Consider the following 25,968-nt stretch of genomic DNA (forward strand, 5'->3'; position numbering starts at 1 on the left):
CATGAAGAAATTGTTTGCGTTCGCCGTCGTCGTCAGTCTTACGCTCGCCGGTTGTTCGGATAGTACGGACGATGAAACCCCAGCTGCCACGTCCGAAACTAGCGCTACAGCCGAGGCGACGGAAAGCCCCAGTCCGGAAGGCGATCCGACCGAGCCGACGTCGGAGCCCACGAGTGGCGACACGGTGCTGCCGTTGAAGACTGACGATCGTGGAGATCGCTTGTGGGTGAGCCTGGCGAATGATGCCATTTCTTTAGAAGTGCCTGCGGACTGGACGCCGCTTGAGGAGCCATCCGAGGACGTTCCGATTGCGTTCGTGGATCCTGATCCGGAATCGCTGGGCTTCGTGGCTGTCACTGCGGTTGGCAGCCCGCTGCTGATCCCGGAGCCGGATGAATATGTGGATATTTTGAAGAAGAACCTGGGACTTGCCGACGATTTCGTGCGTCATCTCGGCACTACGAATCTCAACGGGTACGAAGCTGAAACCTTTGAGATTACGACCTTGGAGGGCGATGCTCTCCACGTATACTCGATCATTGCCCAGGGTGATGCGTACGAGATCACGCTAGCGCTGGATTCAGGTGACGAATCGACTGCGGCCGGAATAAAAGACTCTATCCACATTAAATAGTTTTATCGCCCGAGCGCGGCGAAAAGCCGCAAAACGACGGCAGATTGGGGAACGTTCCACAAACGTTTACGAACTGTTAGCGCACGCGTGTTCGCGAGTTATCTTCAGCCCTCTACTCTCAAGTGGTCAGTAGTTTGCATGAGGAGATCTGGAGTCTTATCGTGGAACGTTCCCAAACGGGTGTTGACGGCGAGGTGCAGGCTAGGAAGGGCGAGCCGAAAGCAGAACCGGTTCGCTATCGCCCATTTAGCAAATACAACGTCAAGCTTGCGCTGAAACATCCAGCCACGCTGATGGGGATCGTGCTGGTCGCATTCTTCGGCTACATGATCCTTGCACCAGTGATCTCGCTGTTGCTCTCATCCATCCAAACCAACACCGGCGATAGTTTCCGAACCGGAACCGAGCCGGGCGAATTCACCACCTACTATCTGGAGCGTGCACTCACCTCCGATATTTCGGTGCTCACCTTCTGGCAGCCGCTGCTTAACACGCTCGTGCTGGCTGGCCTGACCATCATTTTTGCGCTGTTGATTGGCGTGCCCACAGCCTTCCTGCTGGCGCGTACCGATCTGCCAGGCCGCAAGTGGTTCTCGACCGCACTGATCGTGCCGTACATGATCCCAGCATGGACCTTCGCGCTGGCGTGGCGCACGATCTTCAAAAACCGCAAGGTAGCGGGCTCGCAAGGCTGGCTGGAAGCCATGGGCTTTTCACCGCCAGACTGGTTGGCCTACGGGCCGGTGCCCATCGTCATTATTTTCACGCTGCACCTAACCCCGTTCATTATTCTTCTGGTGACGGGAGCGATCTCGAACATTCCAGAAGACATGGACGAGGCGGCGCGCATCCACGGTGCTCCTTTCTCGGTCCGTTTCCGCCGGGTGTTTCTACCGTTGTTGCGCCCCTCGATCCTGTCGGCCGCCACGCTCATCGTGGCAAAGGTTATCGGCGAATTCGGTGTGACCTACGTGCTTGGCACCCCGGTGAAATTCCAGGTGCTCGCCACCACGCTCTACCAGTCGATCGACACCTCGCAAGGTGGCGTGGCCGGAGTGATCGCACTGACGATGGTGCTGATTGGTGCGATCTCGCTGTCAGTCGATTTCATTTTCGTGCGCAACATGAGCAAGTACACGGTCGTGGGCGGCAAGGGATCAGCTAAGAAAGAGCAGAAGCTTGGTCGTTTCCGCCCGGTGGCGTTCACGTGGGTCACGCTCATGTTCTTCGTGTCCGTCTTCATCCCGCTCTTCGTACTCGTCCTGTCCACGCTCCTTCGCACGCCAGGTGTGTTAAGTGCGGACAACGTGACGCTCGACTACTGGATCGGCCGCGATCTTCCCTTCGCCGCGTTCAAGGACGGCATCCTGCTCAACGAACGCCTGCTGGAAGCGATGAAGAACACGCTATTGTTCGTCGGTATCGCATCGATCGGCTCGGGTGTGCTCGGCATGGCCGTCGGCTACGTCGTCGTCCGTTCACCGTGGAAGTGGCTAGGAACCATCCTCCGATCCATCACGTTCACCCCCTACCTGGTGCCCGGTATCGCGTTCGCTGCGGCCTACATTTCGCTGTTCGCCGTCCAGCGCGGACCAATCCCGGCCCTGTACGGAACGCCGTGGATCTTGATCTTCGCGATGATGATGGACGAAATGCCGTTCGCTTCACGCGCCGGCGTGTCAGCCATGATGCAGCTCGGCAAAGAACCCGAAGAGGCCGCGCAATCACTGGGTGCCGGCTGGCTGGCCCGCATGCGCCGGATCGTCATCCCGCTCCAACGCACGGCGCTCGCCTCGGCGATCCTGCTGCCGTTCGTCTCAGGTATTCAGAGCCTGTCGCTCGTCATCGTCCTAGCCACGCCTGGCACGGAAATGATGACCACGCTCAACATGTTCCTCATCGATTCCGGATACGACCAGGCAGCCAACGCTGTCACGGTTGTGATCTGCGTGCTCGCACTGGGTTTGACCTGGCTGTCGCGCAAGGTTTTGAAGGCCGATCTGTCACAGGGAATGGGCGCCTAGCCCTAGTTCAAGGAAGAAACTGCGATGTCAATCATTAATATCAGCTCGCTTACAAAAGTGTATCCCGGCGGGGAATACCCGGCCGTCGACAACATCGACCTGTCGATTAACGAAGGGGAGTTCCTGTGCTTGCTCGGCCCGTCCGGGTGCGGCAAGTCAACCACGCTACGCATGATTGCCGGGTTGGAAGCACCGTCGGCTGGCCGTATCGAAATCGACGGCCGTGTTGTTGACGACGTCGACGCCGGGCAGCGTATCCCTGCCGAACAGCGCGAACTTTCGCTCGTGTTCCAGTCGTATGCGCTGTGGCCGCACATGAAGGTTAAAGATAACGTGGCCTTCGGCCCGAAAATCAAGAAGGTAGATAAGGAGACCACGAAGGCGGTCGTAGCTGACGCGATGTCCAAACTCGCGATCTCCGACTATGCGGAACGCTACCCGTCCGAACTGTCCGGCGGCCAACAACAACGTGTGGCTATCGCTCGCACGCTCGCCGCACAAAACAAGATCATGTTGCTTGACGAGCCGCTGTCAAACCTTGACGCCCGGCTGCGTCTTGAAATGCGCTCCGAGTTCCAGCGTATCCACCGCGACACCGGAGCAACCATGATCTTCGTGACCCACGACCAGTGGGAAGCAATGACCCTGGCCACCCGGATCGTCGTCATGGACAAGGGCACCATCCAGCAAGAAGGCACGCCCATGGAAATCTACGGCAAGCCGGCCAACCGCTTCGTTGCCGAGTTCATGGGATCCCCGCCGATCAACATTATCGAAATGTCGATCCACGACTGGGCACAAAAGACTCTCGCCGACTGGCTGCGCGGGCGCGGAGTGCAGGCAGAATCTGCCGGCATGCGCCCGGAGGACATGAACTTCGCCTTCAGTCGCGACGAGATCCCGAACGACGCCCTCGGCCTGGAGCTGCACTGCTCGGGCATCCTGCCAACCGGAGGCTCCTACATCATCGAAGTGACCGATGGGGACAACATTTGGTTCGGCACCACGTCAAGGCTTCCGGGTGTTCGCGAGGGCGACGACGTCGTCATGTGGGCATACCCGAAAGATGTTCACCTTTTTGACTCCGCCGGCATGCGCGTTGAACACGCCGACTAGCGGAACGATCAACAACCAACCGAAAGGACAACTCATGACTTCCTCAATCTTCAAGCGCGCTATCGCGCTTGTGGTTCCATTGGCCATGCTGACCGCCTGTGCGGGCGGCGGTGGCTCTGAAGACGGCGGCAACACGGCAGACGGCGGCGGCGTTGACTCTGTCAAGTCGCAGGTCGACGAAGATTTCGACCTGGACGCGCTCGTTGAAGCGGCCAAGGCTGAAGGCCCGATCACGATTTACGACAACTCGTCGGCAGTCGAAGACATGGCCGCAGCGTTCACCGAAAAGTACGGCATCCAGGCCACCGGCGTGAAAGTGGACTCGGCCGAAGTACTCGAAATGGTTACGCGTGAAGCCGAGTCGGGCAACGTGCAAGGCGACGTCATCGCCATTCAAGACCTTCCCGCGCTTGCTAACAACCTGATCCCGGCAGGCCACGTGTACTCGTGGATTCCCGGCGATCTTGTTGACGACATCGAAAGCACCCAGCGCGATCCGCTCATCATGATTAACGATCCGAACTTCTGGTCCTACAACACCGAGGTTTATGACACGTGCCCGGTTGACAACGTGTGGGCGTTCACCGATGAGGAGTGGAACGGCAAGATCTCGATCGAAGATCCGGCCGGTGCTAACAAGATCCTCGACTGGTTCTCTGAAATGGATCAGTTCCTGCAGGACGACATGAAGGCCGCTTACAAGGATCACTACGGTAAGGACTACGAGGGCGAAAACGCGGTGCGCGACTGGGTGGAAGGCCTCGCTGGCAACAACCCGATCCTGACCGATTCGAACGAAGACATTTCGGCCGCCGTCGGCTCGCCCGGCCAGACCGAACCGCCAATGGGCCTCATGGCGTCCTCGAAGTTCCGCAACGTGGAAGAAAAGGGCTACCATCAGGGCGTGTGCGAGGGGATCGAACCCTTCGTCGGTATCGCTGCTCCGAAGCCGATCGTGATCGCCTCGAACACGAAGAACCCGAACGCGGCGAAGCTGTTCGTCCACTTCGCGATGACCGAAGAGGGCATCGCTCCGCAGATCGGTGACGGCAAGTACTCGTCCAACACGGCGATTACGCAGCCGGAGGACCCGTCGAACGCTGCCAAGCACCGTGAGAACGTGTTCTTCTTCGACAACGCTGGCGCCGACACGGACTGGAAGACCCGCCAAGACTGGCAGGACTTCTGGCGCCTGTCCGCTAAGTAAACACTAACCAGCCGAAAGCTGGTGGACGTCGGGCTGGCCGCGGGCGCGCGGCCAGCCCGTTTCCGAAAGGGGAAAATATGGCATCCGCGCCGCAATCACAGCGCGACCTCGACCACCGCGCCCTCTACCCAACACACGTCGAACCCGGCCTGCCAGGGCCGAAAGGATTGCTGCTCGACTTCGGTGGCGTCATCGTCCAAGACTCTCCTATCGAGGGATGGGCACCGAAAGTGGCAGCTGAAATCCACAAGATTTTAGTGGACGCCGACGCCGACGTCGTCGATATTGACCGTATTGAAGCGGACGTGGACGCCGGGGAAACGGCCGTCAAACTGTTTCGTGATTCGCAATCGCGGCTCATGTTCCCCAAAGAACCCAGCCACGAAGAATACGTGCTCGGCTACATCGCCGCTGACTGGCCGTACGCAGCGCGGGAGGCGATCCGCCCGCACACCTCGCAGATTGCCTACTGGGTGTCGGACTGGAAGTCGCAGCGCACCCAGCGCCCAGGGATCGCAGACCTGCTCGCATACTGCAAAGAGACGGGGATTCCGGTTGCGATCGTGTCAAACGCGCTCTGCGGGCAGGTGCACCGCGACCACATCCGCCAGTTCGGATTCGAAGATGCCATCGCAGCAGAGATCTATTCGGATGAGTACGGTATTCGTAAACCGAACCCGGAGCTGATCTGGTTGGGCGCCGCAGCTATCGACTGCCAGCCGTCCGAGTGCTGGTATGTCGGCGACCACGTGGACCGTGACGTGCTGTGCGGACAGCGTGCTCGGGTGGCCGCATCCGTGCTTATGCCCGCCCCGGGTGCCCCGAAGCGCCCCTTCCGAGTGCTCGCACGCCCGCAAGTGCAGGTCGCCGATCCGGCCTGCCTACTCGACGTGCTACGCGAGCTGGCCAGCAACTGAGAGGAACCAACGAGTGGACCTACGAACAATAGCCGAACAGGCTGCCACCCTGTGCGGTGACGACCTGCGCGCCGCCTTCCGATCCGACATGGACGTCAGCGCAAAACACGACCGCCACGATCTTGTGACCGAATACGACGGCGCTTGCGAACGTCGCATCGTCGCCTACCTGGAACAAGCCGACCCGGAGGCGCGGATTCTAGGGGAGGAAGCCGGATTCTCCGGTGGTAACGGCGAACGGCTGTGGCATATCGACCCGATTGATGGCACGTCGAACTTCGTACAAGGCCTGGCCTTCTTCTGCACGTCAGTAGGCGTGGAAGAAAACGGGCAGCTCGTGGCCGGAGCGGTCTACGACCCGATGGCTAACAACCTGTTTTCCGCCGACCTGACCGGCGCCTACTTGAACGGCGCCGAGCTGCGCACCCCGCCAGCCCTGCCCACCGATGCGGCCACGGTCATCACCGGATACCCCACCGCTCGTGACCTCGAGATCGACGGCCCGCAAGCAATCGACGAACTGCACTCATGGATCAAGGCCTTCAGCTCGGTGCGGCGCACCGGCTCGGGCGCCCTCAGCCTATGCCATGTCGCTGCCGGATGGACAGACAGCGCGTTCGGCTCCTCCATACACTCGTGGGACGTAGCAGCCGCAATCCTCATTCTGCGCCAAGCAGGCGGCACCTATACTCCGCTACGCTACCCGATCGACGGCGTCGAACCAGAGGCAGGCGACCACTACGCACCCGGATACGTGGCCACCGGACCAGGCGGCCACTATCCTGCTCTTAACACAAGCGCCGAGCACCTCGTCGCGTGGAGGACTAGACTCAGCTAAAAACTGCAAGGGGCGAGGATGGCTGAGAAGAAACACGGTCGGGTAACAATCGTCGACGTGGCCAACATGGCCGGGGTATCCAAATCCCTCGCATCGCGCGCCCTACGCGGAGAATCCGGAGTCAGCCCCGAAAACCGGGAACGCGTACTCGCCGTCGCCGCGGAGCTCAACTACCACCCGAGCTTCGCCGCACGCGCACTACGCGCGGATACTCGAGTGCTCGGCGTCGTCCTCAACGACATCGGAAACCCGCACAACACCGCCATCGTGGCAGGCATTGAAGCGGAAGCGCTCGCGGCCCGCCACGGCGTTGTGCTCGGCAATGGCGCAGAAAACCCAGACAAGCTCGGCCGGGTTTTGAACGAGATGATCGAACTGGGCGTCAACGGGATCATCATCGTCTCGTCGTGGGTGCGTAAACACGACCTCGAACGAGTAGGTGCCACCGTGCCCACCTGCGTGGTGGCCCGCTACGACTCGCTACCTGACACGATCGATTCGGTCACCCTCGACGACGTCGAAGGCGGACGGCGCGCCTGCGAACACCTGCTCTCCGTGGGTGCGCGCAAGATTGCCTACGTCACCCGCTCCGCCTCGGCCACGTCACGTGCCCGGGAACGCGGCGTGCGAGAAGTCACCATGGCGGCAGGGATCGAGCTTGCTACCCACCATCTTGCTCTGTGGGACTCCGGGCAGATACGCGAGATCATCCGCAGCGGAGGATATGACGGCATTGTGGCTAACAATGACATGGCCGCCGCCGAAGTATTGCGCGCTGCCGCCGACGAGCGAATCCGCGTCCCCGCTGACCTTGCAGTAATCGGCTACGACGACACGACCATGGCACGCGTCCTTTCCCCAACCTTGAGCTCCATCGCCCAACCCCAAGAACGGATGGGTAGGCGTGCTGTCGAACTCGTCATGAGCCGAATCGACGGGCGTAGCGAACCGATCCGCGCCATGTTCGAACCAGAATTGGTGGTGCGCCGCTCCACCATGGAACCCCGCACCTGAAACACCCCCGGCGCTGAGCTGGGCGGAACCCTGAAAAACTCCGGGTGCACAATCAACCCGAGGGATGATGCGAGCCAGATGTGTCTTCAATCTCACTGGAGTACTCTGTGCTTATATTCATGCACTACCACGAATAACCCGCCGCTTATTCGCGCCAGGCCAGGAGGCTCCCATGGCTCATCCACGCCAATCCCGATTCTCACAATTCATGGCGGTTGCACGCCTTATCGTGTTGGCAGTCATCGCGATCGCACTCGTCAAATTCGCGTTCTTCCCCGGCGAAGACGAGGAAAACAACTCCCTCGACCCCGAGTTTGCGATCCCGCAAATGACGATCCTGCCCGAAACGACCACGATCACGAACACCCTCGAACTGACCGGCACGATCCAGCCGAACCCGGCCACGGACGTGCCTGCGACGTCGTCGGGCGAAGTCTCCACCATTTTCGTCGACGACGGCGTATGGGTCGACGCCGGTGCACCCCTACTAGAACTGCGGAAAGAAATGCCGGGCGACGACGTCGAAACCCAAGACGAGGAGGGGAACGTTACCATCACCCCCGGCCAGTCGTGGTACCAGTACACGCAGATCAAAGCGCCGGTGGCTGGCCGCGTGAAAATGAATGTGTTGCGCGGGCAGACGTTCAACATTGGAGATCCGGTAGCCAAACTATCCCCGGACACGTTCTCCGCTCACGCCCAACTCACCCCTGAACTGCTCTACCGGCTTGCCACTGTGCCGGACACGGCCACGATCACGATCAAGGACGGGCCGGCGCCTTTCGAATGCACGGGCCTGAAGCTGGACACCGGGATCGATAGTCAGCCGAAAACAGCAGAAGAAACAACCGAGGCGGGGGTTCGGCTCACGTGCACGATTCCCGGCGAACAGCGAGTGTTTGCCGGGCTTGCGATCAGCATGACTGTGACGGGCGGCGAGGCGGCTGACGTGCTCGCGCTGCCGGTCTCCGCCGTCGAGGGCCGCTACGGCACCGGCTATGTCTACCTGCCGACCGACGACCCCGAGGCCCCCGAGAAGCACGAGGTCGTGCTCGGCCTGACTGACGGCGCGATGATCGAAATCAAAGAAGGGCTCGGACCCGACCAGGAAGTCCTCGAATTTACCCCCATCAACCGGGACGAGATGCAATGCGACCCGTGGACCGGCGAAGGCTGCATGTAATGAGCCTCGTCGAAATGCGCGCCATCACGCGCACAGTCATCCTCCCCGACGGCAGCGACCTGCATATTCTGCGCGGCCTCGACCTCACCGTGAATCCGGGCGATCACGTGTCGATCGTGGGGCGCTCGGGCACCGGAAAATCTACGCTGCTCAACATCATCGGGCTGCTCGATAAGCCAAGCACGGGCGACTACCTTTTTGCCGGGAAGGACGTGACGCGGCTAGGCGATGCGACGGCGGCACGCATGCGCGGCGAAAACTTCGGCTTCGTCTTCCAACAATTCAACCTGTTCCCCAGCCGAACCGCAGTAGAAAACGTGGCCGTTCCGCTCCTGTATGCGCAGGGCAAGAAATTCTGGGACAGAATGAATATCGCCGCCGAGCTACTCGACCGGGTGGGACTTGGCGAACGTCTCGACGAATACCCGCCGCAACTATCCGGCGGTGAACAACAGCGCATCGCCATCGCGCGAGCCCTCGCGAGGAGTCCACGCGTGATCCTCGCCGATGAACCGACCGGCGCGCTCGACCCCGACACCGGGCGCGAGATCATGGCCCTCCTCGAAGAAGAAGCACACAAGAACGACGCCGCCCTCATCGTCATCACCCACGACCTCAACGTGGCACGGCGCGCCCAGCGGGTGTACCACCTCGCTGACGGCGTGCTCAGCCAGATCGACCACGCCGCGCAGGTGCTCGTGCCCACCGCGCCCGGCGGGCAGGCTGACACCGGCGGGGCGGCTGCATCTGGCGAGCTGGATGGAATTGGTGAGCCTGCTGGAACTGGCGAACCGGCTGGACCTAGTGAGCCGGCTGGACCTGGTGAGCCGGCTGGAACCGGAGAGCATGCGGGAACGGAGGTGCCATCATGATCACGTCGATCGTGGGCGCTCTGGTCGAAGCGTGGGAAGAAGTTAAAGTCCAAAAGGCGCGCGTCATCATGTCCCTCATCGGCGTGGTGGCGGCCGTGACGGCGATGACCACCGTCGTCGCTCTTGGAAACCTCATGGCGCAGGCCGACCGGGAACGGCAAGAACGCTGGGACGGGCGCAACCTCACCCTGTCAGTCAATGTGGACAAGAAGGTTGACGAATCGGGCGACATGATGGGAAGCATGGAGTTCATGCCGGAGCAGCATTCCGAAAGCTCCCAGCGCACCCGCCCGCTCGACGAGCCCCTTCCAGACCCGATTGGCGACAGGTTCAAAGCGATCATGGAACGCTTCGATGTCCCGTTCTGGGCGCGCAGCGTCAGCTTCCCTGCCACATTTAAGGAATTGAACGAAGCCCAAACCCTGGGTACCGTTCACGGGCGGCCAGTAGAACCCGTTGAACAAGGCTACGGATCCACCCAAGTAGAGGCAGTGGACCCGATGTATGGCACAATCTACCGGCTCAACATGCTGCACGGCCGCTGGCTCACGCCGTCGGACTCCGATCAGGTGGCTATCCCGATCGTCATCAACGAAACCTTCTGGAAGACCATCGGCAGCCCGCCCATCGAGCATCCGTTCCTGCTGTCCTCCCAGGGGCAGGTGCCAGCCACCTACCGGCTGGTCGGCGTTCTCGACCAGGTCGATCCGTGGGAAGGGCCAGTGGGCTATATCCCCTACGAATCGTGGCTGTGGGCGGCTAACGACACCGGTGGCATCTATCCAGCGCTGCGCGTGTGGGTTGGAGACAGCGAACCGCTGCAGATGCGCGACGCCCTGGCCGAAAGCATCTCCGCCGCGCTTGGCGGCGAGTACGAGGTGTGGATCGGCGGCGGCGAGGCCTTCCACCAGATCGACGAAGCGCAGAGCATCTTACGCAAGGCTGTGTTAGGCATCGGCACGATCGTCATCGCCCTCGGCGCGCTCGGCTTGCTCAACGTTGCGATCGTGACAGTACGTCAGCGCATCCGCGAGATCGGCATCCGCCGCGCGGTCGGCGCGTCGAGCAAACGAATCTTCTTCGCTGTGTTCATGGAGTCCGTCGTGGACACCTTCGTGGCCGGGCTCATCGGCGTCATGATCTCGATCCTCATCATCAGGCTCTTCCCGTGGGAAAGCGTCAACGTCGTCGTGCAGGACAACCCGGCCTTCCCGATGTCTGCCGCGATCGCCGGCGTCGGGATTGCCACGGCCGTCGGCGCGCTGTGCGGCATCATCCCAGCGGTCATGGCCCTGCGCGTCCGTCCCATCGACGCAATCCGCTACTAGGGCTAGCGCCCTCGCGTTATTGCTTAAATAGCAGTTTTGGCGAGGTTCGGCGCCCTCGAGTCCGGCAGAACTGCTATATAAGCAGAAACGGGGAGATTGGGCGGCTTGGCCGGGCGCGCATTCCTCTACAACATCGTTAAACTGGAAGGGACACTCAAAGAGTTGGAGGACCCGTGACTGACCGCACCGAGGAATTCGCTAGCCCCGAGCCAAACCCTAACGGCAACGGCCATCCTGAGGGGAACGGCCATCAGCAACAGAGTTTTCCACCGGACACTCAGCCAGACCCTTCACATCGGCGCTTTGCACCGGAACAACAGCACGAAGGCCAACTTGGTGAGGGTCAACAGGGGATTCCCCAACCGGGTGATCCGCAACAGGGGAGTCCCTATTCAGGTGCTGCTCCGTACGGCAATTGGCAACAACCAAACTATGCCCAGAACTACGGCCAGCCGCACAACTACGGGCAGGGCAACTACGGGCAGGGCGATTACTTGCAGAACGTGCAGGGCGGGGCCGCCACGAGTTCGGGAAACAAGAACTGGTGGGTGATCGTCGTCGGCGTTGTTCTCCTCGTCGGCATTATCGTTGGCGCGATTGCGATACTCAGTGGAAACAACGACGACGCCGAGCCAACGCCAAGCGCAACATCAACGCCCCAAGCCATCGGACCTAGCCCGTCGCCAACCTTGACCTCCGGGCCCACGCCGATCCGACCGAGCACGCCCCGAGCACCGGTCGCGGGCACCCCAGAAGATTATGACGAGGCGTTAAAGGTTGCTAACGACTATCTCGACGTGGAAGCGCTTTCCCGTAATGACCTCATTGACATGCTCATCTATGACGGCTTTTCGAAAGAGACGGCCACGTACGTCGTCGAAAACATGGACGCCGACTGGCAAGCGCAAGCAAATCAGATAGCTCAAGAATACATCGACCTCATGGCGTTCTCAGAAAAGGAACTCTTCGGGCAACTCACCTACGAAGGCGGCGCCGGCTTCACCGAGGAAGAAGCGACGGAAGCTCTGAAGAACATATCTGTTGATTGGAACGAAGAAGCACTCGAAGCGGCGAAAGACCACCAGAAGTACTTAGATGTGTCGAAGGAAGAAATCTACGACATCCTCATCCACGGAAACGAGTTCACACCCGAACAAGCACAATACGCGATTGACAACCTGCCCTAACGAGTTGCCCTAACGAGCGTAATTCCCTTCGGAATCGAAATAAAAATATTCGGTGTGCGCATACTCGGCGCCGTAAGCTTTCACAGCCGCGATCACAAAGTCGACCAACGGCCAGATACCGAGCGAGATCCACGAACCAATAAACAGCTTGAAAAGGCCGAGACCCACCTGGCCGCGGATGAAACGATCCGCACCGAATGCGCCAAGAAAGAAGGATGCCAGCCACACGAACAGGTGCTTATTGATCCGCCGCACACCCGGATACAACATGCCCGGGCTGTATTGGTAGTCGTCGTTCCCGTAGGTGGAGGCGTAATCGTAGTCATACGAGGTTCGGTTATCCGCGTAATCTCGCGAACCATAACGGCCAGAACCGTACTGATTACTTGTGCGGTAGTCGTAGTCGCCCCGGTAGGAGCCGCCGTGAGGCTCATCGTACCGGGCGTTGTACGGCGAATCGTGGTCGTCGTCGAAAGCTCCACGGCGAGGAGGACGCTGAGAGCGCCGATTATCAAAGCTGCTACCAGAAAAGATGTTGCGTGGCTTGTCATCAGGTGGAAGAAAAGCAGACATGCGTGGCGGCCTCCTCGAAATGTGAGCATGCGGTATGGCTATCGCATCTATCACAAAGCCTACCAAAAGCGTGGGGGCGGACATATCCGCCCCCACGCTGATAGGTTCACTTGTGACAGGCTGCTACATGCCCGGTGGGTTCGCCAGGCTCCCGGTGACGAATCAGGTACCGGACGGGCTAGCCGCGTGCCCGGTGGGCTAGCCAGTAACCCAGTGCCTAGTTTGACTCCTCCGCGGTTTGCTGGCCATAGCTGGCAATCTCTCCGCCAAGCTCGGCCTGCAATTTCTCCAGTTCGGCATCTTTGCCGATCACCAGCCAGTTATCACCAACCAGTGCGAGGAACGGTTCCTCGGCCGTCTTCTCAGTGCGGTGAATGTACGCCGTCGTTGAGCCGTGGTTCGGGAAGACGCCCAGCACGTCGTCGCCGTCGCACGAAATCTGATTCCAGCCAAGCTCCTGAGGCGTTTCACACGCGTAACCTTTGTCAGTAACGGCAGCCTTCAGCTCGTCAACGTTGTTGTACGTGCCATGCAGCGGCAGTCCGGTAGCCGACGTCGAGCCGGAGGCAGTGTTCGAGGCGTCGGCATCCCCAGCCGTATCTGAACAACCCGCGAGGGCAAGAGCAATAATGGCGCCGGCGGCACATAGCTTGTTTTTCATAACTCCCTAAATTCTTCCCAGTGCTAGTGATCGTAGAAAACGCGGCAGTGCGTTCCACGACAAGCAAGAATACTCTGCTTAGCCACGCAATCATAAACAGTGTGCGTGGGCGGCGTAGCTCGGTGTCGGAGGGTGCGTGTAGGGTGGTGGTATGACCACGAAATTGCCAGCCATGCCATACAAACGCCTCGGATCATCCGGACTACAGGTCTCCCAATTCAGCTTCGGCTCGTGGGTGACCTTCGGGGGAGCGGTGGACACCGGCGTCGCGAAAGAACAACTGCAGGCCGCAGCTGAAGCCGGCGTGAACTTCTTCGACAACGCGGAAGGATACGCCAAGGGCAAATCCGAGCAGATCATGGGCGAGGCAATCCGGGAACTCGGCTGGAAACGTCACGAATACGTGATCTCCACCAAGTTTTTCTGGGGTATTTACGACGACGTTCCGAACATGCACTACACGCTCAACCGCAAATACCTTCTGCAAGCAATTGACGGTTCGCTCGAACGGCTCGGCCTGGATTTCGTGGACCTCGTATTCTGCCACCGGCCCGATCCGCACACGCCGATCGAGGAAACCGTGTATGCGATGAGCGACATCGTCGAATCCGGCAAGGCGCTGTACTGGGGGACGTCGGAATGGTCCGCGGACTCGATCCGCGCAGCGTGGGAGATTGCCGACAAGCGCAACCTGCGCAAACCCGTCATGGAACAGCCCGAATACAACCTGCTGCACCGCGGGCGCGTCGAGCGTGAATATGCGCGGTTGTACGAAGATGTCGGGCTCGGGCTCACCACATTCAGCCCGCTGGCGGGCGGCATTTTGACCGGGAAATATGCCGACGGCGCGCCCGAAGGTTCGCGTGCCACGATCACCGGGCACACACATCTGGCGGACACCGCGAAGCAACATGCTGACCAGGTGCGTCAGCTGGCGGACATCGCCGCGGAACTCGACGTCACCACAGGGCAGTTGGCTACTGCCTGGGCGGCGTCTAACCCGAACGTGTCCACCGTAATCTTGGGCGCGTCGTCGGTGACGCAACTGAACGAAAACCTCGGCGCCCTGCACGCACTCGAACGGTTGACCCCGGAAGTCAAAGCTCGGATCGAAGCGATCTTCACGAAATAGCATTTTGGGCGATTCCATATAAGATGAGGAATCATGCATGGACACACGCAAACGCCCACGCGAGGCCTCCTCATCGTCAACCTCGGTTCGCCAGATAGTACAGACCCCGAGGACGTGCGCACATTCCTGCGCGACTTCCTGTCCGACACGAAAGTGATCGACTTTCCGCCATTCCTGTGGCAGCCGATCCTGCGCGGAATCGTGCTACGCGTACGGCCCGCGAAATCAGCGGAGCTGTACCGGCAGATCTGGATGGACGAGGGGTCGCCGCTCGTGGTCTACACCAAGCGCCAGCAAGAGATGCTGGCCGAAGCGCTGCCGGAATGGAACGTCAAATATGCGATGACGTACACGGAACCCTCCATTGCCGAATCGCTAGATGAGATGGCGGCTGAGGGCGTGACCGATGTGACAGTCGTGCCGCTCTACCCGCAGTGGGCTCCGAGCTCGTCTGGCGCGATTGCCGACCAGGTCCATGATTATTTCCGTAAGAACCCGGATAAGCTCCAGTGGCGGATCGTCAAGGCTTGGCCGACCGAGAAAGCATTCATCAACTGGCATGCCGATACGATCGAGCGGGCGCTCGCGGCCCAGCCTGAATCCGAACGGGCACAACTCGTGGTGTGCAGCTATCACGGCGTGCCCGAACGTAAAGTCCACCGGCCAGCCGGCTACCGCACCGAATGCGAAGCCAGCACAGCTGCCATCGGCGCGGCCCTGTGCGAACGTGGTATCGACGTGCCGGTGATCTCCACGTTCCAATCGAAATTCGGGCCGGGCAAATGGCTCACGCCAGCGACCATCGACACGATGGCCAGCTTGCCGGACAAAGGCGTGACCTCGGTCATGTTGGCCACCCCGAGCTTCGTTGCAGACTGCATCGAGACTCTTGAAGAGCTCGACATCCAAAACCAAGACGCCTTCAAAGAGGCGGGTGGGGTGCGGTACGCGCGGATCCCTCCTATCAATGATGATCCGGCTTTTGTTGACGTGATCAAGAAACTCATCGCCTAGAAGGGCGTCGGTGGTTGAGCAAAAAGTTGTCGCGATATAGCCGGTGATCTTCGTATATACGAAGATCACCGGCTATAGCGTGAAAAGTTTCCGGTGTGCAGGGCTGAGCGCGGGTAAACTGGACATGACTTCGAGCTTAGTGGAGGAAATGTGTCCGATAAGACCGATGCGCTAGCTAATTCACCCGATTCCGGCACCTCTGATAGTGGCGGAACCTCGCCTGGCCCAATATTCATCGAGCTACTCTCACCGGAAAGCCAAGACTGGCCCACTGAGGAACGTATCGTCCACGTGTTGCGATCGCATTTAGGTGAGCTCAACATCGTGCAGCACAGCGAGCAAGGCATAACTGCGGCGATGTTGGAATGGGCAGTCGACGTTGGCGCCGGTGCTGACCAGACCACTGCCGATCAGGCCACCGCCGATCAGGCCGAGGACGGCGGGTCGGCAGCCCAGGAACCAAAGAAGCTGCCTCCAATGTTGCAGATCATTCCTTCACATCCGTTTGATGCGTCGGCTATTGCTCAGCCGATTCGCGATCAGATGTGGGACGTGTTTCCTCACCAAAACGAACTTCTCGACTCGCTCAAGTACCAGGTGTTGGGCGGTGATGTGTTGGGCACGGTGCTTCACCCGCGTGATAGGGCCGCGTTCACCATGCTCTACCTCGACGCTCTCCTCGAACTGTTTCCCGCCACGGAAGCTGTGCTATTTGCAGATACGGGCAGGCTCATGCGCGTGGCTGACCTGCGCGAACACGGCGAGGCTGCCGAAAATGCTGAGCGTACCGAACACGTGCGTGATCAGGCGTGGCGTCGCTACGTGCGGCTGGCAGCCAATGTTCGCGTGTTCAGAATGGACGGCGACGAGTGGCTGATCGATACTTTTGGTCTGCACAAACTCGGCGCACCAGATGTGCAGTACCACTTCCGCGGCCTTGACCTGACGAAGGTGGCAGCTCACGCTCTGACCGTGGCCGAGTATCAGCTCGAACATGACTTCCCAATCCGTAGCGGTAACTCGATCGCCGGTATAGAGGAATCGGACTACAGCGACGAGGCGGGCCAAACCAAGGATCCAGCTACTATGTGGCGGTGCAATTACGAGAAGTCGCTCATGGTGCCAGATAGGGTGGTACTTGATATTCACACCGGTCCTAACGCGGTGGGAGAGCGCGAGGCTTAGGGCGCTGCCGGGCCGCCGGCGTCGTCGTAAAAAATAGGCGTGAGGCGAACACCATAGATAAGGTGACCCTAAGTCACCTATATTGGAGCCAGTAAATTTTAGTGCTGGAGTGTGATCGAATGGTTCGCAACATAGTGACGCCTGATACTGACAAGCTCGCGGAGCGTGCGAAAGCGCTTGGCGTGACCGTGGAGCAGTTGCAGGCGATGCTCAAGCGGCGCGGTAAAGCAACCGAAGCTACCGTGACCCACAAAGAGCGGATTTCGCGGGACCTCATCAGGCTGAGTTTCGATTGCCCGGGGCTGAAGGGCGCAGACCTGCCGTTCACCGATCACTACATCAAGCTGCTGTTCGTGCCGGAGGGTGCCGACTACGAGTGGCCCTACGATGTTGCGAATATTCGGGAGACGAAGCCGCGTGAGATGTGGCCGGTCACTCGCACGTACACGTTGCGTCACGTGGATACGGAGGAGGGTACGTTTACGGCGGATTTCGTTACGCATGGCACCCAGGGTCTGGCGGGGCCGTGGGCGGAGCACGCCAAGGTTGGTGACGCGATCGGGTTCTTGGGCCCGGGCGGCGCGTGGCGGCCTGACAGCAAGTATGAGCATTTCGTGTTTGCGGGTGACGAGTCTGCGGCTCCCGCGATTTGCGCAGGGCTTGAGGCGCTTCCGGAGGGGGCGTCCGCGACGGCGTATATCGAGATTGCCGACGACGACGCCAAGTTCGCCGTCCCAGGCAGCGAGCATATTACGGTCAACTGGGTCAAGCGTGATGGTGCCACTCATGGTACGGCGCTGATCGAGGCCGTGCGAGCCGGGGGATACCCGGAGAAGAAGACGGCCTGGTTTATTCACGGCGTGGCCGAAATGGTCAAGGATACTCGCAGGTTCCTTTTCGTTGACGGTGACGTCGCGAAGGAAGACGCCTCGATCTCCGGATATTGGCGACTCGGAATGACGGAAGACCAGTGGCAGGCCTCGAAAGCGGACTTCAATAAGCAGAATGAGGCTGAGGAGGCGGCTGCCCGCGAGCAGGCTTAGCGCTAGTCAGGCCGGCGGGCTCGAGCTGTGCTCGAGCCCGCCGCTGACGGCCGTGGCTAGCACCGGTGGCAGGTCTACGGAATAAGATCGATTCCGCGTACTTCCACGTCTCCGTCTGGGGCTGAGAGCTCGATGCTCACCACGTCGCCGCCAGCCAGTTCTACGCGTTCACTGCCGACGAGGTAGATGTCGTTAGCGTCCGCAGTTTCCCGATCGCGAAGCATGCTGGTATCGGGCGCGATCTCAAGGGTTTCTGATTCCCCGGAGGCGTAGCCTACGGTCACGGTCAGGCTCGCCGGTTGATCCACCGGTAGCGCGTGAACAACGAGGGCTTTCGTCGGCACGGAAGCTAATTGAGCTTTCGCCTCGCCGAGCCGTAGCATTTCATCGAGTCCGATAATCACGCCGATCTCGGGATCTGCACATTTATTGTCGTACTCGGTGGGATCCATAGAATCCACACGCTGGCACACGGTTCCCTCAAAGTCCCGAGGCGTCAGCCGCACAATATCCATTCCGCCCGGTACTGCGAGAATGCGGTTATGCTCCGGGATCTCGCGGTCTGTAAAGAAAGCGTAGGCGGATTCGATAAGGAACTTTTCGTGGTCCGCAGCGCTCGCGCATTCTTCAACATCGCACACGATCCGATCGTCGAAGTTCCGCTCCGACAGGGCCCGGTTGATGTAGTTGTGTCCCAGCTGCGGAACCGAGATCACGGTTGCGGGATGCTCTCTGGAGGCTGCGATATGGCCCGATATCCACAGGTTAGCGGAGTCGGAGGCTTCGAAATCCTGTTCGCCCATGACGGCCAGGTAATCCGTGTCAGGACCGAGAGGATCACCGGGCGTGAGGTAGACCGGCCCGTAAGCAAACACGGATGACACATCCATGCCAAGGCCCTTCGAAAAAGCCTCCACCATCGTGCCGGAACGAGAATGAACAAGCATGTCAACGCCGTCGCTGTTAACCCGATCGGAAAGCTTGGCTTCGGCTGCGAGTTTTTCGGTGATCTGCCGGATGACGTCGGCCTGGTTTTCGTCGATCACCTTTTCGGAGTAGGCCACCGAAAGGTCTGGGATGAGGGTGGCGTAACCGCGTTCGGCCATTGCTTCGCCGAAATAGGTCATGCCCTGATCCGGGCGTACTTCCTCGGTGCCGGCCGGGCAGGGGTAGGCGAAGCTTTCGTCACTGCAGTTGGGTGTGCGCAGGTGGCCCACGAAAATCAGTTTTGGCTTGGTGCTTTCCGCGCTGTCCGGCATCGTCAAAATGCCTCGAACCGGGATGTCCGTGCCATCCACATTCAAGGTTCCTGCGGATAGCTCAGTTACCTCGACCCCCGAATCAGAGTGCGTAGGCGATGAGCTGATCGAAGTAGTATCGGCGCCAGATGAAGGGACATTGGTGCTGGATGTACATGCTGCCAGCAACGAAGACGTAAGAGCGCAGAGCATAGCTACGGCAATAAGAGGCTTTTTCATACTCGCTATTTTGATACGAGCCGGCGCTCGCTGCGTAATCGCAGGGCAAATTGTTACTAAACCGCGACCCGCCGTTACCTGTGCTTTTCTTTACCGCGGGCCGTGTGGCATGGGATGTTCGCCGGGATGGCCCTGAAGCCAGGGCAACACGTCCGGGCAGTGCAGCGCCGGAACCGCCGACACTAAGTGATGGGCCTGGCCTTCCGTGAACCCGGCACCAACCGCTTCCCGGGTCACCTCAGCGAAAATCGGATGCGGGATTGCCCGATTCTCGGCGCCCGCGCGCAACTTCTCACACATGAGGTCGGCCTGCGCGAGGAGTTCGGCGTCGGTTTTGGACTCGAAATCAGGGTGGTTCTGCCTGAGTTGGCTGACGACGTCGCTATCGCCCGGATTCGAATCGGGTGAGGCAGCGCCCTCCGAGGTCGACGTCGGTGCCGCGGGAGCGTCGGCGGTGGCCGAGTTTGATGAGGATTGATTGTGGGATTCTGACGTATCAGCCGAGCAGCCTGCTAGAGCCAGTGCTACACCGATAGTCGCAAATACGATACGTCGGAGCTTCATACGTATATTTTATCGGCCGCCCGCCAAGTGGCTCTACCGCTCATTTCTGCGATTTTTCGCACTCTTGCAACGTTCTACCGTTTGTGGGCATCCTGGCCGGGCGGTGAAATCGTGCCTAATTTTCCTCGATGCGGTTGCCCTCATTATCGAAACGTAGATCCACATCTCCGCGCGGTAAATTTACCCCGCTTCTGAATATAATTTCCTCCTCCGCCAATACAGGGAACCCGACGTAGACGTTTCCCATTCCGAAGTCGGTTCTTCCTGCATAGTCGTGATCGCGTTCCATCCCGTTGGCTTTGAGAATTTCGACGGCGTGGGCGCGCATCGTATCAATCACGCCGAAGTTGATCTCGGAGAGGGGAACGGCGAAGTCGAGTGCTGTTTTTCCTTCTGCCGAGTAGTCGTCAACCACTTTGGGCGTGTTTTCCCAACGCGGCGCATTTACACCCCCGGCGAAGTAGTTATACGTATCAACGTGTTGCGGGTTATTCGGATCTACAATATCTGCCTGAATCCCACGCGCCTGGACATAGAGATTTGCTTCGTGAATGTAGAGTTCATCTGCTCCGAGCTCGTTCTTCAGCTCATCGAAGGCCGCCACCACGAGCGTGGAATCCATGAGGAAATTTTTCGCGTCGGCAGCTTCAGCTAGTTCGAGGATCTCCTCTTCAGTGAGAGAGCGCCTGATCCTGTTGCGCTCCGCATATTCTCTGATTTCAGATACGACATCGGAGGAAAGCTCCCAATCCATCTTATTTTTGGCGTCTTCCACAATCGTGGTGGGCGTCCAGGACTCAATATTTCTTTCGAATAACTTGTCTAAGAACGACGAATCGCCGGTATCTTCGCCAGAGCCCGGAATCTCTTGCATGGTTTCGTCGTAAATCTGCTCCGCAATTGAGCACGACGACGTGCCGACGGCGATCGCCACCGCGAATGCTGTGAAATAGATTTTCCGTTTCATGAGCTTCCCCCTAGATTTCTCGCGTGATCTCAAAAACACTGGGATCGTCCGGCAGGTACAGCACCTTAATCGAGCTTTGCCCGAGCAGGTATAGGTCGACGAGGTGGATAACCTGGGACAGTTTGTGCTGCTCTTTCTGCCCGTAGCGGTTCAGGAATTGGATCGTGATCTCTACTTCTGGATTTTCGTTGACGACGTGGCCCGTCTGGCGGTAATTGATAATCTCGCCTGTAGCCACCACTCCATACAGCGTGAGCTGGTGGGTCTGGCGGTCGTTCTTCGCAGTGGAAATCTCGTCTTTGTCCCTGACGCTAACGAAGGCGAAGGTGAAGTAGAACAAGACCGGCGGGAAGAGCCAGATAGAAAACGGCCATAGGAAGCGAAGGCCAAAACCTTGCCCGTAGAGATGGTATTCGGCGAGGAACAAGCCCACCGAATAGGCCACGTTGAACACGGCCCATGCCAAGTAGCCAAACGGGAATTTAACTGTAATTTTTGCGGAATCGACTGTGAACGGCGGAATGTGGCTTTTTTGGTTGAGCCTAAGGTTGATCCGGTTTCCCGGCTCGTATCTGCGCAGGTACGGTTTTGAATCGACGATGTCGAGCTCGCGCTCTACGTCAGATCCCGAGAGATTACGAAAGCGCACATCGATCCTGAGCTTGGCCATGTCCTTTTCGCGGCCTCGCTCCTCTGACCTGACGACCTCCGCGCTGACGGGAACGCCCGTCTGTTGCACCTCGCGATGAGCCTTGGCGTGCTTGTACCCACCGAGTCCGAGGCGCACGATCGCCAAGGTAAAGATGGTCCACATCACCACTCCGATAGCGAAGATGACGATCCCGAATTCGGCGGTGACATATTGACGCTCGACGTTTAGCAGCAAAAGGAGTGGGATTAGGTAGACGACGGCGGCGGTCACTAGCGTTGTTACACGTATTTCGATCAGTCCTTCCTATTGTCCGCACGTGCATGTTGCAGTGTGTGCTAGGGGTGTTCTGGTCATGCGTGGCTCCTGCGTGTGGCAGGCTAGACGCTCATTCTCCTCTTTGGGTCATTTCCATTTTATCGCGCGTTTCGCGTTGAGAAAAGTCTGCGAATGCGAAGTTTGGCGACTATTTTCCGTCCGTTAACCTTCACGCGGGCGAGCCTCGAGACGACTCTCGCTGTCTTAACTGTTGAACCTCCAGGCAATCCTTGCCTTCCGAACTGCCGAGTCTGGAGCTAAATTATGAGATCCCGCAAAACTCGCCCGGATCTATAATTTAAATTATAGATTTCGGCGAGCTGGGCTTGTGATCATAATTTAGCGACGTGCGGGTCTGTCCGGCGCTTATTGGTAGCCTGCGCGTGCGGGTGTGATGTCTCGCGACATAGTTCCTGTGTCGCGAGACATTTTTTGTTGTTTTTTGGCGCGAGGTGTCTCGGGACATCGTTCCGGTGTTGGTGGACAAAATGTGCGTGTTGTAGCGGTGTGAGTCGTGTCTGATGGCGGCTTGGCCCAGGTCTACGGGGCTGGGATACTTGCCCATGTCCGCGTAACACATGACCTAGCGTAATCTCATTTCGAAAAAGCATGAAAACCGGCCCTTTTTTCATGTGCTATGCGGAGTGTGCCCAGTACAAGTCTGGGCGTAGGCTTTGTTGTTCGCTCGCGACGGTTGGGCTTCTCGCCGCGTTTGTGCTTGTGTAGTAACGAAAACGGACTTGGCATCCCTCGAGTCCGGGTTCATTGCTTATTTAGCAAGAACGTGCGGAGTGGAGCTTGCGGGCCTGCTAGGCCTAGCGCGACTTTGCTTCGGTGGCAAGAACGCGTGGCGAGGCGCGTGGGAGGAGAGAACGTGCCTGTGGTGATAGACGTGTTGGGCGAGCCATCACCGTGTCAGCTCGCCAGCCCGAAACGGAACGATGTCGTGAGACATGACGGGAACTATGTCATGAGATATAACCGGAACGATGCCGTGAAATCACACAGGTAGCCTGCGCGGGCGGGTGCAGGGCATCGGCTAAATTATCCGCAGTAGACGTAGTGAAAACCTGGGCCGCGCCTGCTTGGACGTGAGGGTTTGAGTACGCCGTCGTCTTCCAGTGCGGTGAGGTAGACGCCCATGTTGGACGAGTAGCCGCCCACGATCGACGCTAGCTCGGTGGTGCTGATTCGCCCCCGATGCTCCGCATATCTTTTTGCTATGGCTGCCGGTTCTGCACGGCGAATCCACGCCGGAGCGCCCGCGGAGGGATTGACGAGCGCGCTATATGCGTCGGCGCCAAGCGAGACCACCGTCGGTGAACCGACCGGCACTCCTTGCACCTCCTGTACGACCGGCTTTCCCTTGAGATCGAGGGAGAGCAGCGCGTCAATGACCTGCTCGGCCTCGCTGTGCGTGACCTGAAGATAAGGCTCGAGGTCGTCGGCGTCCGTCCAGCCCAACGTGGCAATCCTGCGTAACGCCATGAGTATCCGTAGGTCTCCGGAAGCCTTTTCGCCGATGTCGCTTAACCAGCGCATCCACCCTTCATCCGGATTTTCCCCGGCGAGGACGACGAGCACGCTTGCGCCGTCGTGCTCCGTGAACTCGGGCGCGCGATGGCCGAGGCGCAACATCTCACCATACATCCTGTCGACGCCGATCCCTTGCCGTTCGGCGATACGCAACTTAGCGAGTGCTTCGCTCAGGAGCGGGTTCCGGGAATGCGGTGGATGGTTGATGATGTTCTCGGGCGTCACGCCGCCGAAGAAACCACCCGGGCTCGTGACTCGAAGAGTGTCGCCGACATGCTCGATGAAAGTAGGTGCCGGGTCGAGCCATTCCCGGTGGATCACGCCGTTAACTATTGCTTCGCGAACTGCGATCTGCGGAAGTGAACGATAACGCGCAATCTGCAAACCGCGATCGACGTGCTTTTCGGGGTTGTAAGCGCGGGCAGTTGTGAAGACAGTGTCTAGCTCTTCCAGGAGAGACTTTCCGGGCTCGTTAATTCGCTCTTCGCTATCCGCGCCAAAGAAAGGGCGCCGAACATAGTCGAGGGCAGGCACGTCACGGGCTACGAAAAGGACGACCCCGGCGTTGCGAAGATCTCCCTCCGCCGTCATAACGTTGAGCCTGCGCAGAAGATCCAAATCTGGTGCATGCGCAAGATCGAGGGCGCGCTCATCGCCGGATTCGAATAAATACTTTCTCGCGAGTTCGAGGGCAGCCGAGCGAACTTGGGCGGCTGACACCCCGCTCGGCAGAGCAGACCAATCTTTTCCGGCACGAATCTGCTTATGTCGATACCAGTCAGTGATTGTGGCTGGCTCGCAATGATCCTTGATGCGCCAGGTGAATTTATTCTTGTAAACAATGGGCTCTGCTGATTCGGGTACCCGGATAGCCAGAACTCGGGCGTCGTGTATCTGATGCTCTGTGATGATGCAGTTAACCTTCCTGCCCAGCAGCTGATAAAGACGCAGGTGTAACCACTCTCGGGACAGTTGGGTTCCAATAACTTGACCGTCGTCGGCAACGCCAAGGATTATCGCGCCACCGTCGTCGGAATTGGCCATACAGGCCACCTCTGCCGCGAGAAATCTTGCGGCTTCTTCGTTCTCCGTGTCCCCATCAAGAATGCGGCCGTTCTTCGTGCGGCGGCCGGGCTCTTCCTTGTAATCTACGGCAGCGCGTTCAGGTAGAAGGCGTCCGTCTAGGAGGGTTTGAAGGGCGTCGTGCAGGGCGTGCCCAACAGGGTCTCCGGGCGTCGGCATTGTCATGGGCTCTCCTTGGCCTGAACGGAATTGCTTCTAATTTATGGGAAACGACCAATCCTCAAGACAACTATAATTTAAATTATAGATTTCGGCGAGCGGGGCTGGTGGTCATAATTTAGCGATGCCGTAGGCCGGGTAGAAATCAACTTCCCACCTAACTTCCCACTTAACATAACACTTTGGGAAGTTGGTGGGAAGTTAAGTGGGAAGCTTGAACGGCTTACAGCGCGTCGTAAAACGCTGTGACCTTTCTGTTAACGGCGTCGACCTCGATTTTTCCGCCGTAGGGAATCACGTATTGCGGGCGCAGATGACCAATAGGAAGCCCCAAAACACGCGGTAAACCAGGCTGGTATCTGCCGATCTCAGCGGAGATCGCGCCGAGGAAGGCGGTAGCTTCGGCTGGATCGGGCGCGAGCCGCTGTTCGTCGTCGTGAATTATTTGCCCGCCGTCTCGTGAATGCGGTGGAAGGCCAAAAAGGACGGCGCCCACGACGTCGAAGTATCCCGCCTCACCGAACGCGCGGACGAATTTGAGGACGTTGCCCTCTCCGAGATGCTCGTCGGAAAGCTCGAAGAAAAGAATGGCGCCGCACAGTTGGTCCGGAGAGGGCAGTTCATTCATGATTGCGAGCTGAAGGAGGGTTTGCACGCATCCGCCCCACGACCTGCCAGTGACTATCCGCGCCTCGCCGTCCCAGAGGTAGTCGGGGTAGGGTGCTCGCAGGCCGCCCTCGGTCAACGCGATCGGGGACTGCCAGTCGTGCCCGCGCACCTCATAATCGGCGGGGCGTGCGAGTTCAAGGGAACCCGTGCCGGCAAGCACTTTCTTCAGCGACGCGGCGTGCATCTGATCGACGGACGGCCCCGCGCCAAGCTGGACCTGCGTCGAACCACCGTAGAAACTTGTGCGACCCAATTTCCACAAAAAGTTACAGATGGCCGTGTTGTCGGAATATCCAACGAACGGAACCCGGCTCGCGGCTAGCGCATCCGGATCGAGGTGCTTGAGTAGAGTGATCGAGTCATTCCCGCCGACGACGGCGAAAATCGCCGCGCAATCACCTCGGCTGCTGGCTACGTTGATGTCGGCTGCGCGCTCGCGAGCGGGAAGGCTCTCGCGAACCGATGGGTATTCGACGGGCGGCAACTGGAACTTATCGCGAATCCGGCGCATCGCCTGAGCGTGTACCGCCGGGCCGATGAGCGCGGCCGGAGTAGACGGAGCGACGACGGCGACGTGTCTGCGATCGATGTGCTGGCTGGTCATCGTGTTCATGCTA

General features: G+C 59.2%; 23 protein-coding genes. 15 read left to right on the plus strand and 8 right to left on the minus strand.

Annotation, left to right across the window (positions count from 1 at the left end; all coding sequences use genetic code 11):
• Position 1: 1 nt before the first annotated feature.
• The 11 genes from EL234_RS05970 to EL234_RS06020 all read left to right on the plus strand — a co-directional run bounded on the left by EL234_RS05970 (position 2) and on the right by EL234_RS06020 (position 12,320).
• The gene (locus EL234_RS05970; RefSeq protein ID WP_126416605.1) at positions 2-634 is read left to right on the plus strand and encodes a hypothetical protein; all 633 of its coding nucleotides are present in this window, start codon (positions 2-4) and stop codon (positions 632-634) included.
• Between the two features lie 161 nt (positions 635-795).
• Positions 796-2,658: an ABC transporter permease gene (locus tag EL234_RS05975; RefSeq protein ID WP_197718419.1), complete on the plus strand. Its 1,863-nt coding sequence runs from the start codon at positions 796-798 to the stop codon at positions 2,656-2,658.
• Positions 2,659-2,682: 24 nt separating this feature from the next.
• Entirely contained in the window at positions 2,683-3,774 is a 1,092-nt protein-coding gene (locus EL234_RS05980; protein WP_126416606.1) for an ABC transporter ATP-binding protein, read from the plus strand.
• Between the two features lie 34 nt (positions 3,775-3,808).
• Positions 3,809-4,981, plus strand: coding sequence for an ABC transporter substrate-binding protein (locus tag EL234_RS05985; RefSeq protein ID WP_197718420.1), 1,173 nt, complete (start codon positions 3,809-3,811; stop codon positions 4,979-4,981).
• Between the two features lie 77 nt (positions 4,982-5,058).
• Positions 5,059-5,898 (plus strand): HAD family hydrolase, encoded by an 840-nt coding sequence (locus tag EL234_RS09410; RefSeq protein WP_126416607.1) that lies wholly within the window; start codon positions 5,059-5,061, stop codon positions 5,896-5,898.
• Positions 5,899-5,911: 13 nt separating this feature from the next.
• Positions 5,912-6,736 (plus strand): inositol monophosphatase family protein, encoded by an 825-nt coding sequence (locus tag EL234_RS05995; RefSeq protein WP_197718421.1) that lies wholly within the window; start codon positions 5,912-5,914, stop codon positions 6,734-6,736.
• 18 nt (positions 6,737-6,754) lie between these two features.
• A complete protein-coding gene (locus EL234_RS06000; RefSeq protein ID WP_126416609.1) occupies positions 6,755-7,750 on the plus strand; it encodes a LacI family DNA-binding transcriptional regulator in 996 nt (331 codons plus the stop codon).
• Positions 7,751-7,922: 172 nt separating this feature from the next.
• The gene (locus tag EL234_RS06005; protein WP_126416610.1) at positions 7,923-8,933 is read left to right on the plus strand and encodes an efflux RND transporter periplasmic adaptor subunit; all 1,011 of its coding nucleotides are present in this window, start codon (positions 7,923-7,925) and stop codon (positions 8,931-8,933) included.
• Positions 8,933-9,805 (plus strand): ABC transporter ATP-binding protein, encoded by an 873-nt coding sequence (locus EL234_RS06010; protein ID WP_126416611.1) that lies wholly within the window; start codon positions 8,933-8,935, stop codon positions 9,803-9,805. The genes EL234_RS06005 and EL234_RS06010 overlap by 1 nt, the downstream gene beginning before the upstream one ends.
• Positions 9,802-11,133 (plus strand): ABC transporter permease, encoded by a 1,332-nt coding sequence (locus tag EL234_RS06015; RefSeq protein ID WP_126416612.1) that lies wholly within the window; start codon positions 9,802-9,804, stop codon positions 11,131-11,133. Before EL234_RS06010 ends, EL234_RS06015 begins: the two co-directional genes overlap by 4 nt.
• A gap of 173 nt (positions 11,134-11,306) precedes the next feature.
• The gene (locus tag EL234_RS06020) at positions 11,307-12,320 is read left to right on the plus strand and encodes an Ltp family lipoprotein (protein WP_126416613.1); all 1,014 of its coding nucleotides are present in this window, start codon (positions 11,307-11,309) and stop codon (positions 12,318-12,320) included.
• A gap of 9 nt (positions 12,321-12,329) precedes the next feature.
• Here EL234_RS06020 and EL234_RS09465 read toward each other — a convergent pair whose 3' ends face one another.
• Both EL234_RS09465 and EL234_RS06030 read right to left on the minus strand, forming a co-directional pair.
• Positions 12,330-12,893 (minus strand): TM2 domain-containing protein, encoded by a 564-nt coding sequence (locus tag EL234_RS09465; RefSeq protein ID WP_241968957.1) that lies wholly within the window; start codon positions 12,891-12,893, stop codon positions 12,330-12,332.
• Between the two features lie 217 nt (positions 12,894-13,110).
• Positions 13,111-13,554 carry a hypothetical protein gene (locus EL234_RS06030; protein WP_126416614.1) on the minus strand — a complete coding sequence of 148 codons (444 nt, stop codon included), beginning with the start codon at positions 13,552-13,554 and terminating at the stop codon, positions 13,111-13,113.
• 151 nt (positions 13,555-13,705) lie between these two features.
• Here EL234_RS06030 and EL234_RS06035 point away from each other — a divergent pair, with 151 nt between their 5' ends.
• From EL234_RS06035 to EL234_RS06050, 4 genes are all read left to right on the plus strand, one after another.
• Positions 13,706-14,686 (plus strand): aldo/keto reductase, encoded by a 981-nt coding sequence (locus tag EL234_RS06035; protein WP_197718422.1) that lies wholly within the window; start codon positions 13,706-13,708, stop codon positions 14,684-14,686.
• A 33-nt stretch (positions 14,687-14,719) separates the two neighbouring features.
• Positions 14,720-15,700 (plus strand): ferrochelatase, encoded by a 981-nt coding sequence (hemH, locus tag EL234_RS06040; protein WP_126416615.1) that lies wholly within the window; start codon positions 14,720-14,722, stop codon positions 15,698-15,700.
• A gap of 150 nt (positions 15,701-15,850) precedes the next feature.
• On the plus strand, positions 15,851-16,885 hold the full coding sequence (locus EL234_RS06045; RefSeq protein WP_126416616.1) for a DUF4261 domain-containing protein: 1,035 nt from the start codon (positions 15,851-15,853) through the stop codon (positions 16,883-16,885).
• A 119-nt stretch (positions 16,886-17,004) separates the two neighbouring features.
• Positions 17,005-17,928, plus strand: a complete 924-nt coding sequence (locus EL234_RS06050; RefSeq protein ID WP_197718423.1) for a siderophore-interacting protein — start codon at positions 17,005-17,007, stop codon at positions 17,926-17,928.
• Between the two features lie 74 nt (positions 17,929-18,002).
• On the opposite strand, the gene EL234_RS06055 is transcribed toward EL234_RS06050, so the two are convergent.
• From EL234_RS06055 to EL234_RS06080, 6 genes are all read right to left on the minus strand, one after another.
• A complete protein-coding gene (locus EL234_RS06055; protein ID WP_126416617.1) occupies positions 18,003-19,226 on the minus strand; it encodes a hypothetical protein in 1,224 nt (407 codons plus the stop codon).
• Positions 19,227-19,496: 270 nt separating this feature from the next.
• Entirely contained in the window at positions 19,497-19,970 is a 474-nt protein-coding gene (locus tag EL234_RS06060; RefSeq protein WP_126416618.1) for a hypothetical protein, read from the minus strand.
• 115 nt (positions 19,971-20,085) lie between these two features.
• Positions 20,086-20,937: a hypothetical protein gene (locus EL234_RS06065; RefSeq protein ID WP_126416619.1), complete on the minus strand. Its 852-nt coding sequence runs from the start codon at positions 20,935-20,937 to the stop codon at positions 20,086-20,088.
• Between the two features lie 10 nt (positions 20,938-20,947).
• Positions 20,948-21,859 (minus strand): hypothetical protein, encoded by a 912-nt coding sequence (locus EL234_RS06070; protein ID WP_126416620.1) that lies wholly within the window; start codon positions 21,857-21,859, stop codon positions 20,948-20,950.
• Positions 21,860-22,948: 1,089 nt separating this feature from the next.
• Positions 22,949-24,688: an ATP-binding protein gene (locus tag EL234_RS06075; protein ID WP_164712402.1), complete on the minus strand. Its 1,740-nt coding sequence runs from the start codon at positions 24,686-24,688 to the stop codon at positions 22,949-22,951.
• A gap of 217 nt (positions 24,689-24,905) precedes the next feature.
• Positions 24,906-25,955 (minus strand): LD-carboxypeptidase, encoded by a 1,050-nt coding sequence (locus tag EL234_RS06080; RefSeq protein WP_126416621.1) that lies wholly within the window; start codon positions 25,953-25,955, stop codon positions 24,906-24,908.
• Between the last annotated feature and the right edge of the window lie 13 nt (positions 25,956-25,968).

Source organism: Trueperella bialowiezensis (genome assembly GCF_900637955.1).
GTDB lineage: Bacteria > Actinomycetota > Actinomycetes > Actinomycetales > Actinomycetaceae > Trueperella > Trueperella bialowiezensis.